Annotated in this window: 17 protein-coding genes; 5 read left to right on the plus strand and 12 right to left on the minus strand. The window is 53.1% G+C overall.

The window, feature by feature from the left end; translation table 11 throughout:
• Positions 1-45: 45 nt before the first annotated feature.
• Together rstB and ACWKXX_RS05400 are read right to left on the minus strand one after the other, a co-directional pair.
• Positions 46-1,344: a two-component system sensor histidine kinase RstB gene (gene rstB, locus ACWKXX_RS05395; protein WP_023303638.1), complete on the minus strand. Its 1,299-nt coding sequence runs from the start codon at positions 1,342-1,344 to the stop codon at positions 46-48.
• A gap of 281 nt (positions 1,345-1,625) precedes the next feature.
• The gene (locus ACWKXX_RS05400; protein WP_017384578.1) at positions 1,626-1,853 is read right to left on the minus strand and encodes a hypothetical protein; all 228 of its coding nucleotides are present in this window, start codon (positions 1,851-1,853) and stop codon (positions 1,626-1,628) included.
• A gap of 151 nt (positions 1,854-2,004) precedes the next feature.
• On the opposite strand from ACWKXX_RS05400, the gene ACWKXX_RS05405 reads away from it, so the two are divergent.
• The gene (locus tag ACWKXX_RS05405) at positions 2,005-2,169 is read left to right on the plus strand and encodes a YnfU family zinc-binding protein (protein WP_213083756.1); all 165 of its coding nucleotides are present in this window, start codon (positions 2,005-2,007) and stop codon (positions 2,167-2,169) included.
• Between the two features lie 161 nt (positions 2,170-2,330).
• Here the strand turns inward: ACWKXX_RS05405 and ACWKXX_RS05410 are convergent, their stop codons facing one another.
• The 3 genes from ACWKXX_RS05410 to rstA form a co-directional block, all read right to left on the minus strand.
• Positions 2,331-2,549, minus strand: a complete 219-nt coding sequence (locus ACWKXX_RS05410) for a cold shock domain-containing protein (RefSeq protein ID WP_017384577.1) — start codon at positions 2,547-2,549, stop codon at positions 2,331-2,333.
• Positions 2,550-2,935: 386 nt separating this feature from the next.
• Complete coding sequence (gene iraM / locus ACWKXX_RS05415) at positions 2,936-3,355, minus strand: anti-adapter protein IraM (RefSeq protein WP_015570651.1); 420 nt, start codon at positions 3,353-3,355, stop codon at positions 2,936-2,938.
• A gap of 390 nt (positions 3,356-3,745) precedes the next feature.
• Positions 3,746-4,462 carry a two-component system response regulator RstA gene (gene rstA, locus ACWKXX_RS05420; RefSeq protein ID WP_015570649.1) on the minus strand — a complete coding sequence of 239 codons (717 nt, stop codon included), beginning with the start codon at positions 4,460-4,462 and terminating at the stop codon, positions 3,746-3,748.
• A gap of 127 nt (positions 4,463-4,589) precedes the next feature.
• Here rstA and ACWKXX_RS05425 point away from each other — a divergent pair, with 127 nt between their 5' ends.
• Complete coding sequence (locus ACWKXX_RS05425) at positions 4,590-4,925, plus strand: GlpM family protein (protein ID WP_015570648.1); 336 nt, start codon at positions 4,590-4,592, stop codon at positions 4,923-4,925.
• Here ACWKXX_RS05425 and folM read toward each other — a convergent pair.
• The 3 genes from folM to ydgH form a co-directional block, all read right to left on the minus strand.
• Positions 4,922-5,644 carry a dihydromonapterin reductase gene (folM, locus tag ACWKXX_RS05430; RefSeq protein WP_003857550.1) on the minus strand — a complete coding sequence of 241 codons (723 nt, stop codon included), beginning with the start codon at positions 5,642-5,644 and terminating at the stop codon, positions 4,922-4,924. The two genes, ACWKXX_RS05425 and folM, sit on opposite strands and share 4 nt — an antisense overlap.
• 39 nt (positions 5,645-5,683) lie before the next feature.
• Positions 5,684-7,066, minus strand: coding sequence for an amino acid permease (locus tag ACWKXX_RS05435; RefSeq protein WP_003857548.1), 1,383 nt, complete (start codon positions 7,064-7,066; stop codon positions 5,684-5,686).
• Positions 7,067-7,251: 185 nt separating this feature from the next.
• A complete protein-coding gene (ydgH, locus tag ACWKXX_RS05440; protein ID WP_000769339.1) occupies positions 7,252-8,196 on the minus strand; it encodes a DUF1471 family protein YdgH in 945 nt (314 codons plus the stop codon).
• Positions 8,197-8,731: 535 nt separating this feature from the next.
• Here ydgH and pntA point away from each other — a divergent pair.
• The 3 genes from pntA (at position 8,732) to ACWKXX_RS05455 (ending at position 12,877) form a co-directional block, all read left to right on the plus strand.
• Positions 8,732-10,261, plus strand: a complete 1,530-nt coding sequence (pntA, locus tag ACWKXX_RS05445) for a Re/Si-specific NAD(P)(+) transhydrogenase subunit alpha (protein ID WP_023296511.1) — start codon at positions 8,732-8,734, stop codon at positions 10,259-10,261.
• Between the two features lie 10 nt (positions 10,262-10,271).
• Positions 10,272-11,660, plus strand: coding sequence for a Re/Si-specific NAD(P)(+) transhydrogenase subunit beta (gene pntB / locus ACWKXX_RS05450; RefSeq protein ID WP_003857541.1), 1,389 nt, complete (start codon positions 10,272-10,274; stop codon positions 11,658-11,660).
• A 107-nt stretch (positions 11,661-11,767) separates the two neighbouring features.
• On the plus strand, positions 11,768-12,877 hold the full coding sequence (locus ACWKXX_RS05455) for a mechanosensitive ion channel family protein (RefSeq protein ID WP_032619779.1): 1,110 nt from the start codon (positions 11,768-11,770) through the stop codon (positions 12,875-12,877).
• Positions 12,878-12,917: 40 nt separating this feature from the next.
• Here the strand turns inward: ACWKXX_RS05455 and uspE are convergent, their stop codons facing one another.
• From uspE to abgT, 4 genes are all read right to left on the minus strand, one after another.
• Positions 12,918-13,868, minus strand: coding sequence for a universal stress protein UspE (gene uspE, locus ACWKXX_RS05460; RefSeq protein WP_261666273.1), 951 nt, complete (start codon positions 13,866-13,868; stop codon positions 12,918-12,920).
• A gap of 137 nt (positions 13,869-14,005) precedes the next feature.
• Entirely contained in the window at positions 14,006-14,758 is a 753-nt protein-coding gene (gene fnr / locus ACWKXX_RS05465; RefSeq protein WP_000611906.1) for a fumarate/nitrate reduction transcriptional regulator Fnr, read from the minus strand.
• A gap of 182 nt (positions 14,759-14,940) precedes the next feature.
• Complete coding sequence (gene ogt / locus ACWKXX_RS05470) at positions 14,941-15,456, minus strand: methylated-DNA--[protein]-cysteine S-methyltransferase (RefSeq protein ID WP_015570643.1); 516 nt, start codon at positions 15,454-15,456, stop codon at positions 14,941-14,943.
• Between the two features lie 9 nt (positions 15,457-15,465).
• On the minus strand, positions 15,466-16,992 hold the full coding sequence (gene abgT, locus ACWKXX_RS05475; protein WP_032104209.1) for a p-aminobenzoyl-glutamate transporter: 1,527 nt from the start codon (positions 16,990-16,992) through the stop codon (positions 15,466-15,468).
• Positions 16,993-16,995: the final 3 nt, after the last annotated feature.

Below are 16,995 nucleotides of genomic sequence, written 5' to 3' on the forward strand. Positions count from 1 at the left end.
CTGATATAGCATAACACGCGGGGTCAGGCCAGCGTGCGGTTTAGGTCAGGCAGGTACGGGAAGGGGAAGATTGTGATAGATCGGCCAGCTAAAGACGAACCGGGCTCCACCCAGCTCGCTCGCTTCGCAGCGAACCGAACCGCCCATCGCCTGGGCAATAGAACGGACAATAGCCAGCCCCAGACCACAGCCGCCGGTAGCCCGATCGCGGCTGGGATCGAGGCGCACAAACGGCTCAAAAACTTTTTCACGCTCCGCCGGCTCAATGCCGGGGCCATCGTCTTCCACACACAGAATCGCCTGGCTTCCCTGCAAATCTAAACCTATGCGCAGCGTCGTTTCGCTGTAGCGCATGGCGTTGTTCATCAGATTATCCAGCACGCGTTCCATCAGGCGCATGTCCAGTGCGCCGTACGCGCCGGGGGTAATGGCTGTCAGCAGTTTTCGCTGAGGGTTAACGCTCTGCACATCGTTAATATGCGTCTGTAGCCAGACGGGGAGATCCGGTGTACTGAGGTGCAACTCCGTCTGAGGCCGATCGAGGCGGGCATAGGTCAGCAGCTCTTCAATCAGCGCTTCAAGCTGGCCAATATCCCGATTGAGCGCCTGCGATTCCGCCCCGGTGAGGTTCTCGCTCATCTCCAGGCGATAACGCAGGCGTACCAGCGGAGTGCGCAGTTCATGCGCAATACCATCGATCAGCTGCTTCTTGCTGGCAATCAGGGCGTTGATGTTATCGGCCATCTGGTTGAAGGCAATACCGAGCCGGTCAAAACTGGAACCGCTGTCGAAATGTATGCGTTCAGTTAAATGACCCTCCCCAAAACGCTGTGCGGCGGATTCCAGTTTCAGCATGTCCTGCCAGTGCGGTCGCATCCAGATGAACACAGGTAAAGCGAGCGAAATGGCAATAAAGCCCAGCAGAGCGAGATCCAGCAGGCGCATCTGGTGCAGGTAATAGAGATAGGGCACTGGCCCGACGGCCAGAACATAATGGCTGCGCGGAATACGCTGAATGAAGGTATATTTCTCGTCCAGTGCGACGATGTCTCCGTCGCGCAGACGCTGCATCGCAGGCGGCGCTAAGTCAAAATCCTTCATGGGTTCGATACGCAAATCAAACGACAGATTCAGATCCAGCTCTTTTAACGTGCGCGCCCAGTCATGAGGAGGAATTTCTCGCAGCTCGCTACGCATCAGATAGAGCGAGCTTTTCATCAGATCGTCCAGGGATTGCCTGCCCGCGCGCTCTGCGGTGAATTTGTAGACCAGCCCGACCAGCATGGTCATCACCAGAAAGCAGACAAACAGCAGGAGATAAAACTGCACAAACAGCTTTTTCATTGGATAGCACCGCTAAATCAATCAATTAAGAACCCGGCTTTACTTCGTCAGCCCTGCGTGGGCATCCATATCACCACAGGAACGAAGAAGGTTGATGATACACTTTCTTCGGAAACAGAGGGAGCAAAGTGAGCAGCACGATTATGCGGAATAGTTAAATTTAAAGGGCAATGTCGTAAAAAAGCCTGCATTTTGCAGGCATTAATAATGATGGATTGTAATTTTTCTCATTCTGAGTGAAATAAATGCTGTGTTGTTAACCGGACTAGTGACAGAAAATATTATAAATATTGTTTGGCAGCATCAGATATTTCCTGAGAGGTAAGTTCCCTGTCTGAAGCAACATAGATAGAATTATGATCTCCCGTCAACGACGGAAAGCTTGCAGTCATGATCTGAAGATTAATTTCTTCACCATCCGGATATGTCTGGCGTACAGACGTTATGCCCTTAAGCACGATAATGACTTTGCTGGGGTTGGCATTAAAAAAAATGATCACCTTTTTCATATATCACTCTATATCTCTTTGTGATTGTGTAAGGTAAGTATGTTCCAGAAGCGTGGCTCCTTTCCATTTTTTGCTCTCTTTGGGAAATAAAAGCAAGCAATATCCTGCCTTAACGTGTATGGTGGCAATCCTTTTCATTCAGGAGCAGCCTATGTCGGGACGTAAAAACTCGCAACTTCGTCGCAATTATTTAGTCAAATGTTCATGTCCAAACTGCGCTAAAGAGTCAGAGCACAGTTTCACTCGCATACAAAAGGGGGCCCAGCTTGTCTGTCCCTACTGTAGCGCTTTGTTTAAATCCTCTCAGCGTCTCTGAAGAAATACTCATACAAGAAGTGGAAGAGACGATGTTTTTCGCGGCCGCCTGACCTCAATAACACTTTACTGATTTACAAGCAGTTAGCATCGGATTGTAGACTGCTTGTGCAGTCCACGAGCCAGAAGCAACATCATCGTCAACGCGGCTGTGTGCTGATATTATTTATCGCAAAGCGTTACATTCGCAGCAGCAGGGCCTTTATCGCCGCTTACGATGATAAATTCGACTTTCTGACCTTCAAAAAGTGTTTTGAAGTTCTCTCCCTGAAGGGCAGAGAAATGCACGAAAACATCTTTGCTGCCATCTACAGGGGAGATAAAACCAAAGCCTTTATCTTCCTTAAACCACTTAACCAGACCTAAAATTTTTGATGACATAAAGACTCCATTTGAACATTTCCGAAGTGATATAAAAGCTAATAAACATATAATGCTAAGTGTGGACTCAAAAGGAGGGGATATCAGCGATAGCGCCTGGTTATGAGAATTGTCATGCAACTTGTCCAACTATTATTGGATCGGACTAACGAGACCATTAATGCACGGGCAGGGTTAATTAGCAATTTTTATTTTAGCCTTCCGGATGGCTTGCTTAAAATTGCACAATAAAAATTAATTTGGTACAAGAAGCCAGAGTTGCCAGGCGTGACTACAGCCCAAATGTCCCCACAGGAGCATTTGGGCTGTAGTCACGGAGATTTATCCGGACAAAGGCGGTGCAGCAGAAATATTAATTATCTTGATCTCAATATTTCCGATTTTCGCTAATGTCTGGATTTACCTGTGCTGACAATCAGTGGGTTGGTGGCAAACCCATGCGGGCATTTCCGCGCGTTGCAATGCACCGCGTAAGTGCATATCTCCTCGTGCTGGTTTCGATTGTATGGGCAGGCCATCTTGTTTTTAATTTCACTCCACAACATTTCGTTGTAAGGTGATATGTTGTATATCGATATAGGCTTGAAAACACCATTTATGAAGACGCCATTTTTTGTCGGATATATCCTGTCACCGGGGTACAAATAGACATCGCTTTCATACCAAATGATGAGTTTCAAGAACTTGAGTCCCAAGATGCTTGAATAAACGATTCCCGTGTTAGGACAAATTACCGAGCTAATGACTCTCCATGACATTGCTATACCTCTTTCATTAAATAATTGAGAGAGTATAAGGTTTAGCATGAGAATTAGATTTCTGCAAACACGTAAGCTATTGAAAAAGATCGATATTATTTATATGTTTGCCATTATCCCCTTTGTTTTCATAAGGATAAGATAATGATTAAGTCAATTGTAAAGATCATTTTTAGCCTAATGTGCATTTAAGTGACGGATTTTTGATCGATGATGGTGCCTGCTCTGCTGAATATATATTGTACTATAGCAATCAAATACATTAGCGCTACTTTTGTTTACGCGAAAAATGCACATCGAAATAGAACTGGAGAGAGGAGTCAGACCAGGGGATATGTCATAACTGGCGATGCATATAATCGATAACTTTCGACGAACACCGATAACGATTCCGATGCATCGTCAGTTATTTTTCGAATATTCCTGTTTGCTCCTTTTTCAGGTTTCCCAGGCGTGCGGTGCAAACAGATAGCCCTTGTTGCGTACGGTTTTGATGCGGTAAGGTTCCGTGGCGTTATCCAACAGTTTTTTACGCAGTCGTGAAATCGCCACATCAACGCTACGATCCATTCCGTCGTAACTTACGCCGCGCAGATTTTTCAGTAATGCATCCCGGTCCATAATTTGTCCGGCATGGGTTGCCAGCTCCCACAGCAGGTCAAAATCTGCGGTTGAGAGCGCAATCAGCTCCCCGGAAAGCATAACCTGTCGGTTGACCGGGTCGATAGAAAGTGTGCCGAAACGCATCGCTTTATGCGGCGTTAAGGAGGGCGCAGGCGCTTCACGCTCAGCGCTGGCACGCTGACGCAGATGGAGGCGTAAACGGGCTAGCAGAACCGCCGGCGGCGTGGTTTTCAGGATGTAGTCGTTTGCGCCCATCTCAAGCGACAGAATATGATTCATATCGCTGTCGAGAGAGGTCAGCAGCACGATCGGGCCGTCCCATTTCGCGCGCAGATCCCGGCAGAGCGTCATACCATCTTTCCCGGGCAGCATGATGTCCAGCAACACCAGATCCGGATTTTCGCGGTTGACGACGTCTTCAGCGCGATCGCCACGAGGCTCGACAACCACTTCCATATCATGTTTACCCAGATAAGCGGCGATTAATTGCCCCACCTCGGGTTCATCTTCAACATAAACAATCTTATTCATACAACGTCTGTCATCGCGAAAAACGTCAACATACACCGCGCAACCTTAACCTTCCATTAATCTTTCAAAATTAGCCGGAGTTCCGTTATCCTGCACGGGAATGTTATTTGATTGTTAAGGGAAAAGAATGGGGCTGGTGATAAAAGCCGCGCTAGGTGCGCTGGTCGTGCTGCTGATTGGGGTGCTGGCTAAAACGAAGAACTACTACATTGCCGGGCTGATCCCGCTGTTTCCCACCTTTGCGTTAATCGCGCACTATATTGTGGCCTCTGAGCGGGGTATTGAGGCGCTGCGCGCCACCATTGTGTTCGGGATGTGGTCGATCATCCCGTATTTTATCTACCTGCTGTCGCTGTGGTACTTCACCGGTTTTCTGCGTCTGCCCATGGCGCTGGGCGGGGCGGTGGTCTGCTGGAGCCTCAGCGCCTGGGTGCTCATCTTCTTCTGGAGCCGCTTTCACTAGCGCAGGGGGCGGCCACCGTCCACGGCAAACGTTCGGCCCGTGACGTAACAGCTGGTCAGCAGATAATCGATCAGGTCGATCACCTCTTTCTCGCCGGGCGCAATTTTCATTAACGACTTGTTGAGCGCCTGCTGACGATACTCGGCATCATCGCCTTCGTTAAATAAAATCATCGCCGGAGCAATCGCGTTGACCTTTACCTCGGGCGCCAGCTTGCGTGCGAAAGAGCGGGTCATATTATCCAGCGCGGCTTTGCTGGCCGCATAGGCGATGTGTTTGTCGCTTCCTCGCTCCACCACGTAATCGGTGAAATGGATAATGTCGCCTGCGGCATGGCCGTGTCCGCGCAGCAAATCCTGTAGGGCATGGTTGAGCAGATAAGGCGCATTAACGTGGATCTGCATCATGCAGGCGAGCGTTTCGCTGAGTGAATGTCCTGCTTTTTCGGGAAGCCAGGTACTGGCGTTGTGAATAACCGCCCGCAGTCCGTGGGTGGTCGACTTCACTTTGTCCGCGAAGGCGAGAATACCTTCATCTGTGGAGAAATCCGCCTGAATGCAGACTGCTCCGGCATTTCGTAGCCCTTCAATGGAGGGATATTCCGTGCGGTAACTGACGATAACCGGATGGCGAAGATTGAGAAAGTGATGGGCGAGGGCGAGGCCAATGCGACGGCCTGCGCCAGTGATCAATATTGGGCGTTGCTGCGTGTGTCCCATCGTAATCTCCTTTTCAGTTCAACAATGGAACAGGCGGCGCTATCCCATTAACATCCACGTTGCCGGTACGGCAGCGACTAACAGCAAACCTATCAATGCCATTTCGCGGCGCTTAAGGGCATTATCAAGCTGATGTGTACGGCGAGCGTAGATAAACACCAGCAGGCCCGGCGCGTAGAGCACCACGGACAGCAGCAGATGCATCGGTCCGGAAGCATACAACAACCATAGACCGTAAATACAGGCGCCGACGCCTACCGCATAGTGTGCCGGGCGGGTCGCAATTTTTAACAGATATGCGCCCACTAAGAAATAGGGTACCAGAATCATCTCGGAGGCGATGGTCAGCAGCGTGTTATAGTCCGATCCTGTGAGCCAGATCAGCACCAGACAGACCTGCACGCTGATGTTGGTGAGCCACAGAGAGGCCGATGGCGCACTGTTTTTGTTCTGACGGGCAAACAGGCGCGGGAACGCTTTGTGCGTGGCGGCCAGGAACGGGACTTCCGCTGCCATAATGGTCCAGCTCAGATAGGCGCCGCAAACGGAAACAATCAGACCCGCCGCGATAATCACGTCCCCCCAGGGACCCAACATTTTCACCATCAGCCCGGCCATGGACGGGTTACGCATTTCCGCAAGTTCAGGGCGAGCTACCACGCCGAGCGACAGCAGCGTCACCAGCAGATAAACGCCCAGCGCCGCCAGTACGGCCAGCAGCGTGGCGCGTCCCACATCGCGCTTGTTACGCGCGCGGGCAGAGACCACGACGGCACCTTCAACGCCGATGAACACCCACAGGGTGATCAGCATGGTATTTTTCACCTGTTCCCAAACGGGGACGCCCAGCGCAATGCCGCTGAAATCGAGCGTAAAGACATCGAGACGGAAGGCGAGGAAGGCCAGAACGACGAACAGGCCAAGCGGCACCAGCTTGGCCAGCGTCGCCACCAGGTTAATGCTGGCCGCGGTCTGAACGCCACGCAAAATCAGCCAGTGAACTATCCACAGCAGCACCGAGGCGCCGACGATGGACTGCCAGGTATTGCCGTCGCCAAACAGGCGCAGTTCGGGCGTGTCGGTAAAGAAGCTGAGCGCCGAGAAGACGATAACCAGATAGGAGACGTTGGCGATCACCGCGCACAGCCAGTAACCCCAGGCGGAGCAGAAGCCGATCAGCTCGCCGAAACCTTCCCGGGCGTAAGTGAATATTCCGCCGTCCAGATCCGGTCGGATACGGGTCAGCAGCAGCATGGCGAACGCCAGCAGCAAAATCCCGACACCGGTAATGCCCCAGCCAATCAGTAATGCGGCCGGGCTAGCGACGGCCGCCATGTTCTGCGGCAAACTGAATACGCCCGCGCCCAGCATTGAGCTCAATACAAGTGCAGTTAAAGCACTCAGGCCAAGTTTCTTTTCCATTGGCTTCCTGTTATGAAAAGTCCAAATCCAGAATAATTATTTCGCTAAGGCGCATAAAAATGGTGGATCACGCTAAGGCGCGGGATTTTACGGAGTGTGAAGGATGCATGCAATGACGTGTGGCAGAAATCAGAAAAAAAGTAACAAAAAAGGCGGCACTGCGCCGCCTTTATGAAACCGTTTTATTACTTGTACAGATCGGCGCTGATGGTCAGGTTGTTACCACGTTCCTGCCACTGGCGGGTGATGTGGTAATACTTCGCGCCTTTCTTCGCAGCACGCTTCGCCACCTGATAGGAGATTTCCGTCATGTTGCCATAGTTGCCCGTAAACTTGATGCTGTCGAACGGAACCATCTGCGCGGCAGTGGCTTTGTTCAGCTCTTCAATTTTCGTGCCGTCTGGTAACGTAACGGTATAACGACCGCCTTTGGTGGATTGGGTTTCAAAGAAACGACCCACTTCAGCGCTTGGTGCCGCCGAGGTTGCAACGCCCGGAATTTCCACTTTCTTCGCTTCTTCACCGCCTTTCGCTAACGCGGCACGTCCCGCATCTGAATCCGCTGGAATGGCATCCGGGCTTTGTACTACGCGTTTTTTCGCATCTTGCTTATAGATGAAGGCGGTGATGCGCTGGTTTCCGCCCTGGTTGGCATCAACCTGACGCACGATATAGAACGCGTAAGCGCCTTTTTCTCTCGCGGCTTTGGTGATGGCATCGTTAACTTCAGGCTGGCTGCGGTAGAAGCCCTGAACGGTCACGGTGTCATACGGTTCCAGCTGAACAGCCTGATCTTTCGGCAGTTCAACAATGCCGTTAATCACGCGGTTTTTCTGTTCATCTGCTTTTGGGGCATTCTCTTTGTACAGCGCAATCGTCACGCGCTGGTTGCCGCTGTTGCCCTGATCGGACTGGTCAACAACGTAAAACGAGGCAGCGCCGTTTTTATCGGCGGCTTTTGATGCGGCGGCGACGGCATCGCCAATAGAGTTATAGCGACCCACAATGACCGTATGGTCAAAAGGTTTTAACGCTGCCGCTTGCTCCGGCGTCAACTCTGTCGCGGCATTCGCAGACAGGGCGGTCGCGGAAAGAAGTGCGGACGCCAGGAGTGTGTTCTTAAGCTTCATAAAAATAATCCTTCGCCTTGCGCAAACCATGTACTGGTGTTGTTGTTAATTTGAGACGGTCCCGATTATGGCATTTAACACCCGTCGCTGTCTGCGGCATTTTTCACAGCCTGTGCTCACCAAAGGACCTGATTCGATAACATTTTGTGATATGTGGAAAAAACAGGCGTTTCACAAGCAAAACTGATTAAGCATATGACTTTTACAAGTTAATTTAATGTTAATGAGTTGTTCTTTTATGGCGCTATATCATGTTTTTACCGCTTCGCTTGCGCGATTTATCGGTCCTGAAGGCGAATTTAAGGTAAATATCTCTGTCAGTGACCCCGATCGCTTATTTTTCACAGATAAAGTAAGAAATAGTGTTTTCTGGCGGTAGATCACGGGCGCTATTTTCAGTAGGTTATAGAAAGTTTGTTACTGTTTTATTTTCCGGGGTTAATCATTCTCCGTCGATATCTCGATGGTGAAAATTGATACAAACCGTGGGCAATTATCGACAAACCATCATCAAAAACCGATGGAAGGGAAAACTATGCGTATTGGGGTACCAAAAGAACGGTTAGCCAATGAAACCCGCGTAGCGGCAACACCAAAAACGGTGGAGCAACTGCTTAAACTGGGTTTTACCGTCGCGATTGAAAGCGGCGCGGGCAAACTGGCGAGTTTCGATGACGAGGCCTTTACTCAGGCTGGCGCGGACGTAGTGGACGGTGCTGAGGTCTGGCAATCACCCATCATTCTGAAGGTCAACGCACCGGAAGAGAGTGAAATTGAACTGCTGAACGCGGGCACGACGCTTGTGAGCTTTGTCTGGCCAGCCCAAAACCCGGAGCTGATGGAGAAGCTGGCAGCACGCGGTGTCACCGTGATGGCGATGGACTCCGTGCCGCGTATTTCGCGCGCGCAGTCTCTGGATGCGCTGAGCTCCATGGCGAACATTGCCGGCTATCGCGCCATTGTCGAAGCTGCGCATGAGTTTGGTCGCTTCTTTACCGGTCAGATTACGGCGGCAGGTAAAGTACCACCCGCGAAGGTGATGGTGATTGGTGCCGGTGTGGCAGGTCTTGCCGCTATCGGGGCCGCAAACAGCCTGGGCGCTATTGTTCGCGCGTTTGATACCCGGCCGGAAGTGAAGGAGCAGGTGCAGAGTATGGGCGCCGAATTCCTTGAGCTGGACTTCAAGGAAGAAGCGGGCAGCGGTGATGGTTACGCGAAGGTCATGTCTGAAGCCTTTATTAAGGCGGAAATGGCGCTCTTTGCGGCGCAGGCAAAAGAGGTGGACATCATTGTCACCACCGCGCTTATTCCGGGTAAACCGGCGCCGAAGCTGATCACCCGTGAGATGGTGGATTCCATGCAGCCGGGCAGCGTTATTGTCGATCTGGCGGCGCAAAACGGCGGTAACTGTGAGTATACCGTGCCAAACCAGGTCACGACGACCGCGAACGGCGTGAAGGTGATCGGTTATACCGACCTGCCAGGGCGTCTGCCAACCCAGTCCTCTCAGCTGTACGGCACGAACCTCGTTAACCTGCTGAAGCTGCTCTGCAAAGAGAGAGACGGCAACATTACCGTTGATTTTGATGATGTGGTGGTGCGTGGCGTTACCGTGGTGCGTGAAGGGGAAATCACATGGCCTGCACCGCCGATTCAGGTTTCCGCTCAACCTCAGGCTGCGCCGAAAGCGGCGCCAGAGCCCGCGGAGCCAGCAAAACCTGCGTCGCCGTGGCGCAAATACGCCATCATGGCGCTGGTTATTATCCTGTTTGGCTGGCTGGCGGATGTCGCGCCAAAAGAGTTCCTTGGCCACTTCACCGTCTTCGCGCTCTCCTGCGTGGTGGGTTACTACGTCGTGTGGAACGTTTCTCATGCGCTGCATACCCCGCTGATGTCGGTCACCAATGCCATCTCCGGGATTATCGTGGTTGGGGCATTGCTGCAAATTGGTCATGGCGGCTGGATCAGCTTCCTGAGCTTCATTGCGGTGCTGATCGCCAGTATCAATATTTTCGGTGGTTTCACCGTGACTCAGCGCATGCTGAAAATGTTTCGTAAAGGCTAAGGGGTAGCATATGTCTGGAGGATTAGTTACAGCCGCATACATTGTTGCTGCAATCCTGTTTATTTTCAGTCTGGCGGGGCTTTCCAAACACGAAACGTCTCAGCAGGGAAATAACTTTGGTATCGCCGGGATGGCGATTGCGCTGATTGCCACCATCTTTGGGCCGGACACCGGCAACGTGGCGTGGATCCTGGTGGCGATGATCATCGGCGGCGCGATTGGTATTCGTCTGGCGAAACGCGTTGAAATGACCGAGATGCCGGAGCTGGTTGCCATTCTGCACAGCTTCGTGGGTCTGGCGGCGGTGCTGGTGGGCTTCAACAGCTACCTGTACCACGAACCGGGCCTGGAGCCGATTCTGGTGAACATCCACCTGACCGAAGTGTTCCTCGGCATCTTCATCGGTGCGGTGACCTTCACCGGGTCGATTGTGGCGTTCGGCAAGCTGCGCGGGAAGATCTCTTCCAAACCGCTGATGCTGCCTAACCGCCACAAGCTGAACCTGGCGGCGCTGGTCGTTTCCTTTGTGCTGCTGGTGGTCTTCGTGCGTACCGAAAGCGTAGGCTTGCAGGTGCTGGCGTTACTGGTGATGACCATCATCGCGCTGGCCTTCGGCTGGCATCTGGTGGCATCTATCGGCGGGGCAGATATGCCGGTGGTGGTTTCCATGCTGAACTCCTACTCCGGTTGGGCGGCGGCGGCGGCAGGCTTTATGCTGAGCAACGACCTGCTGATTGTCACCGGTGCGCTGGTCGGTTCTTCCGGTGCGATCCTGTCTTACATCATGTGTAAGGCGATGAACCGTTCGTTTATCAGCGTCATTGCGGGTGGCTTCGGTTCTGACGGCTCATCAACCGGTTCTGATGAGGAAGTGGGTGAACACCGTGAAATCAGCGCGGAAGACACCGCAGAGATGCTGAAAAACTCGCATTCCGTCATCATCACCCCAGGCTATGGCATGGCGGTGGCGCAGGCGCAGTATCCGGTGGCGGAAATCACCGAGAAACTCCGCGCGCGCGGCATCAAGGTTCGCTTTGGTATTCACCCGGTGGCGGGGCGTCTGCCAGGCCACATGAACGTGCTGCTGGCGGAAGCGAAGGTGCCTTACGACATTGTGCTGGAAATGGACGAGATCAACGATGATTTCGCCGACACCGACACCGTGTTGGTGATTGGCGCCAACGACACCGTTAACCCGGCGGCGCAGGACGACCCGCGTAGTCCGATTGCGGGTATGCCTGTTCTCGAAGTGTGGAAGGCGCAGAACGTCATTGTCTTCAAACGCTCTATGAACACCGGCTATGCTGGCGTGCAGAACCCGCTGTTCTTTAAAGATAACACCCACATGCTGTTTGGCGACGCCAAGGCCAGCGTGGATGCGATCCTGAAAGCGCTGTAATTGCGCTTCATCCTGACAAACCGCCCCCTGGGGCGGTTTTCTTATTTCTGCGGCCAGCTTTTCTCCTCTGTCTATACTTTACCCTTTGTGTAATACGAGGAGGTGTAATGCGATTTTTGTCCCGCTTCGACATCATCGAGCTGATGATGACGCCATCTTTCTGGATCGGCGTCGCCACGGTGGTTTTTGTGACTCTGCTGGTGTACTGGCTGCTGACGCGTCTGATTGCCTTCGTTAAGAAAGGGATCACTACCTGGGGCGACAAGCACCCCACCACCAACCGGATGCGTTTTATCCTGACGGATATGCTTAACCGCACCAGCCGCGTCCTGCTTTTTGTCGTGGCGCTGTTATTCAGCCTGCGTTTCGTCGACTTACCGGATCATCTCTTTGGTACCGTGAGCCACGCCTGGTTCCTGGTCTTCGCTATCCAGGTGGCGCTGTGGATGGATCAGGGGGTGGTGTCGTGGCTTCGTCACGTCATGCTGGCGCCGGGAAGCCATAAAAACCCGGTGACGCTGGTGATCACGGGGCTTATCCTCCGTGCCATAGTCTGGTCAGTGATGCTGCTGTCTATTCTTGCTAACGCGGGCGTCAACATCACTGCTCTGGTTGCCAGCCTTGGGGTAGGGGGTATTGCAATCGCCCTCGCGGTGCAAACGATCCTGAGCGACGTGTTTGCATCGCTTTCCATCGGTTTTGATAAGCCGTTCGAAATTGGCGATTTTGTGGTGTTTAACGATGTCGCCGGGACGGTAGAGCACATTGGCCTGAAAACCACCCGTATCCGCAGCCTGAGCGGGGAGCAGATTGTCTGCGGGAACGCCATTCTGCTGCAACAGACGCTGCATAACTACAAACGGATGCAAACGCGCCGGATCGTCTTTACCTTCGGGGTTGCCAGCGACACGGCGCCGGACAAACTGCGTTCAGTGGGTGATATGGTCAAACAGATCATTACCGACGTCGGGGAAACGAAGTTTGACCGCGCCCATTTCCTGGGCTTCGATCGCGATCGCCTGACCTTCGAGGTGGTCCATATCGTTAATACGGCGGACTACAACAAGTACATGGATATTCAGCAGGAGATCAATATCCGTATTCTGGAGGGGCTGAACCAGCAGGAGATCAAGCTGGCGCTGCCGAGCATGGTTCTGCACGCGCCCTGGATGAATGCCGGCGACGAGGCACCGACGCAGCGGTTGAGCGAAGCGTAATAAAAAAGCCCGCCGTTACCGGCGGGCTTTCATTTTGGGGTCAATCGTCTTCCTCATCGTCCAGTTCAACCGGCGTTTGATACTGATCCGGTTTGATGACCAGAAGGTCACAGCGCAGGTGGTCAATCACCTGCTCGGCGGTATTTCCCAGGAACGCGGCAGAGATACCGGTCCGGCCAATGGTGCCCAGCACCACAATCCCGGCCTGCAAATGCTCCGCCAGATCCGGAATAACCTCTTCCGGTAACCCTTTTTCTACGTGCGTCATATTCTCATCGATACTGAATTTCTGGCGCAGCGCTTTCATGGCCAGCAGATGCTGACCGCGAATCGCGTCGTTATACACGCTCGGGTCAAATTCAGGCAACTCGATGGCGATATTGATTGGCGTAACCGGATAGGCACCCACCAGATGGACTTCGGTGTGGTTAACCTGGTCGGCAAGCTGGATGCTTTCCTTCACCAGCTTCTCGTTCAGCGAATTGTGATAATCCTCTTCGCTGGCCAGATTCACCGCCACGACGGCTTTCCCGCCCTCAGGCCATGGCTGATCTTTCACCATCCATACCGGGCAAGGGCATTTGCGCAGCAGGTGCCAGTCGGTTGGAGTGAAAATCACGGATTCCAGTTTGTCATGCTGGTGCGCCATTTTCAGCAGCAGGTCATGCCCACCGGCCACCACTTCCTGAATAATGGCTTCGAAAGGTCGGTTGTGCCAGACCACTTTGATATCAATCGGTACGCCCGCTTCCAGGTAATATTTCGCCTGCTCGCGGATCCACGCGGTACGCTGGCTGATCACTCCCTGACGCATAGCGGTGCGCTCGTCAGGCGACAGAAGGGTGGTCATCTCGTATGAGAAGTCATAAATCGGCAAAAAGGCTTTAATTTTGCCACCAATCCGTTGATGTAAATACACAGCACGTCGTAATGCCGGCTGATCGTCCTGGTTAGGATCGATAGCCACCAGCATGTTTTGATACTTTGCCATACAGGTCTCCTTACTACTGTCACCACAGTCTGTAAGTAAAAGAGTAACCTATATATCTTGAATGAAACAGGGGGGAAGTTTTTGCCAGATCAATAATCATGAAAATTTATCGACCTGGCATAAGATATCCGGGAGAGTTATGCCACGTTACGTGAGTGACCCGCCAGAATGGCCAGCGCTTCACCGTTTTCGATGGTGATGTACTTACCTTTAACCGCCAGCATTCCGCTCTTCTGGAAGCGACCCAGCAGACGGCTGATGGTTTCCACGGTCAGGCCCAGATAGTTGCCAATATCGCCGCGCGTCATGGTCAGACGGAATTCACGCGGGGAGAAGCCACGCTCCGCGAAACGGCGGGAGAGGTTATAGATAAAGGCGGCCAGACGCTCTTCGGCATTCTTTTTGGAAAGCAGCAGGATCATATCCTGATCGCCTTTAATCTCACCGCTCATCAGACGCATCATCTGCTGACGCAGGTTCGGCATCTTACCGGACAGATCGTCCAGCGTCTCAAACGGAATTTCGCAGACCATAGAGGTTTCCAGCGCCTGAGCAAAGCTCGGGTGATGGCCACTGCCGATGGCGTCAAAGCCGACTAAATCGCCTGCCAGATGGAAGCCGGTGATCTGCTCGTCGCCCTGTTCGGTAATGGTGTAGCTTTTGATGGTGCCAGAACGGATAGCATAGAGCGATTTCAGTTCGTCTCCCGCCTTAAACAGCGTCTGCCCTTTCTGAATAGGCTTTTTGCGCTCGATGATATTGTCAAGCTGATCGAGTTCGTGCTCATTCAGAGTAAACGGGATACAGAGCTGGCTGATGCTGCAATCCTGGCAATGGATAGCACAACCGCCAGACTGAATGCGTCGTATAATTCGCTTTTCCGGGATCATAGGTTTGCTCAAGCCTTAATTGATATTGGTCAATTTTAACATCTTTTTGGTAAGGACGTAAGTCTGGCAAACCCCCAATAAAGACAAGAGACGGCAGCGTGTTGCCATCTCCTTGAAATTCCACAGAATGATTAAGGATTATGAACCTAACAGGAAGAAAATTAAGCACAAAAACCTGGGAATTACAGCAGAAAATACCCTTCGTGACGCAGCAGCCACTCTTTGCGCTGTACGCCCCCGGCATAGCCGGTGAGGGTGCCGTTGCGCCCGATCACGCGATGGCAAGGCACCACAATGCTGACGGGGTTAGAGCCATTTGCCGCACCGACCGCGCGCGCCGCGCCGGCACGGCCAAGCTGTTCTGCCAGCTGACCGTAGTGCATCACCTGCCCGCAGGGAATATTACGCAGCGCCTGCCACACCTCGCGCTGGAAAGGGGTGCCCGCCGTGGCGGTTGGCAGGGTATTAATAATGCTGAGATCGCCCTCGAAGTATGCCGTCAGTTTATCGCTCAGCCCGCCAGGATTACGGGCAGTAATACGCTCGTAACCCTCGGCGCGATAATGGATGTTGAGCAGCTCAACCATCCGGTCGCTGTGCTCTTCCCATTCAACCGCGCGCAGATTGAACGCTTCATCCGCGATAACCCACAGCGGCCCCAGCGGCGTCGCAATCTTATCTTCGAGTAATCTCAGCATCAGTACTCCTTAGTTCAGCCTCGGGTAAACACCCGGTCCAATCGGCAGGCCGACAAGATACCACGCCACCAGCATCACCAGCCATACCCCTAAGAAGATAAGCGGATAGGGCAGAACCAGCGAATAGTAGGTACCCAGCTTAGCCTCCGGTCTGTAGCGTTGCAGGAAGCCTAAAAACAGCGGAACGAAGGGTGACACGGGCGCCAGCGGGATCACCGAGGAATCGGCGACACGGAACAGGATCTGGGCGAACGCAGGATGGAAGCCGAGCATCATAAACATGGGGACAAAGATGGGCGCCAGAATCGACCAGATGGCCGACCCGCTGGCAATAAACATGCACAGCAGGGACGACAGCAGCGCCAGGCCGACAAACGCCGGAACACCGCTCAACCCCGCCGCCTCCAGCGCGTCCGTCAGGCTCACGGCCATAAACTTGCCCATATTGCTCCAGTTAAACATGGCGACAAACTGCGCCAGCGGGAACACCATCACGATAAAACCCGCCATCTCCTTCATCGGCTCAATCATCAGGTGCGGCAGATCTCCCTGACGGCGGATTTTGCCGGTGGCGATGCCGAACGCGAGCGAAACGACGAAGAAGAAGAGAATTATCAGCGGCACAATGCCCTGAATAAACGGCGAGGGCAGTACGGTGTGTTTGATCGGATCGCGCAGCACGCCATTTTCCGGCACCACCATCAGCGCCACCACCGCAATGAACGCCAGCGAGACGATCCCGGCTACGCGCAGGCCGAACTGCTGCTCTTTGCTCAGCGTCTCCAGCTTTTCATCGCTCCGGCCTTCCCATTTACCCAGGCGCGGCTCAATGATCTTATCGGTAATCAGCCCCCCGACAATCGTCAGGACAATCACCGAACTGGCCATAAAGTACCAGTTGTCGATCACGCTGACGTGCATAGTCGCATCGATGGTGCTGGCTGCCTCCGTACTGATGCCGGAGAGCAGCACATCGGTGGTCACGATAAGCAGGTTAGCGGTAAACCCACAGCCGACGCCCGCAATCGCCGACAGCAGACCCGCAACAGGATGACGGCCAACGGCGAGGAAAATCAGCGCCCCCATCGGCGGCATGATCACCAGCGCCGCGTCGGACGAGATATGGCTGAAGAAGGCAATAAACAGCACCATATAGCTGGCATAACGCGCGCTGACGTGCGAGGCCATTTTCACCATCAGCGCGGGCAGCAGACCCACGCGTTCGGCCAGTCCCGCGCCTAACACCAGCGCCAGGATGGCGCCCAGCGGCGCAAAACCGCTGAAGTTTTTAATCACGTTCGGCAAAAACCAGTGCAACCCTTCAACGCTGAGCAGGTTTTTCACTGCTACCATACTGCCGTCGGCCGGGCTGCGCACGCTCACCTCAAAGGCGGACAGCACGGCCGTCGCGACCATCAGGATGACAATTAAATAGATAAAAAGCAGGAAAGGGTGCGGCACTTTATTGCCGATCCTTTCAACCCAGCCATAGAGCTTACCGGATGGGGAATGCGAAGGTATGGAAGACATACTCATGGG

The organism is Enterobacter sp. UPMP2061 (assembly GCF_053709615.1).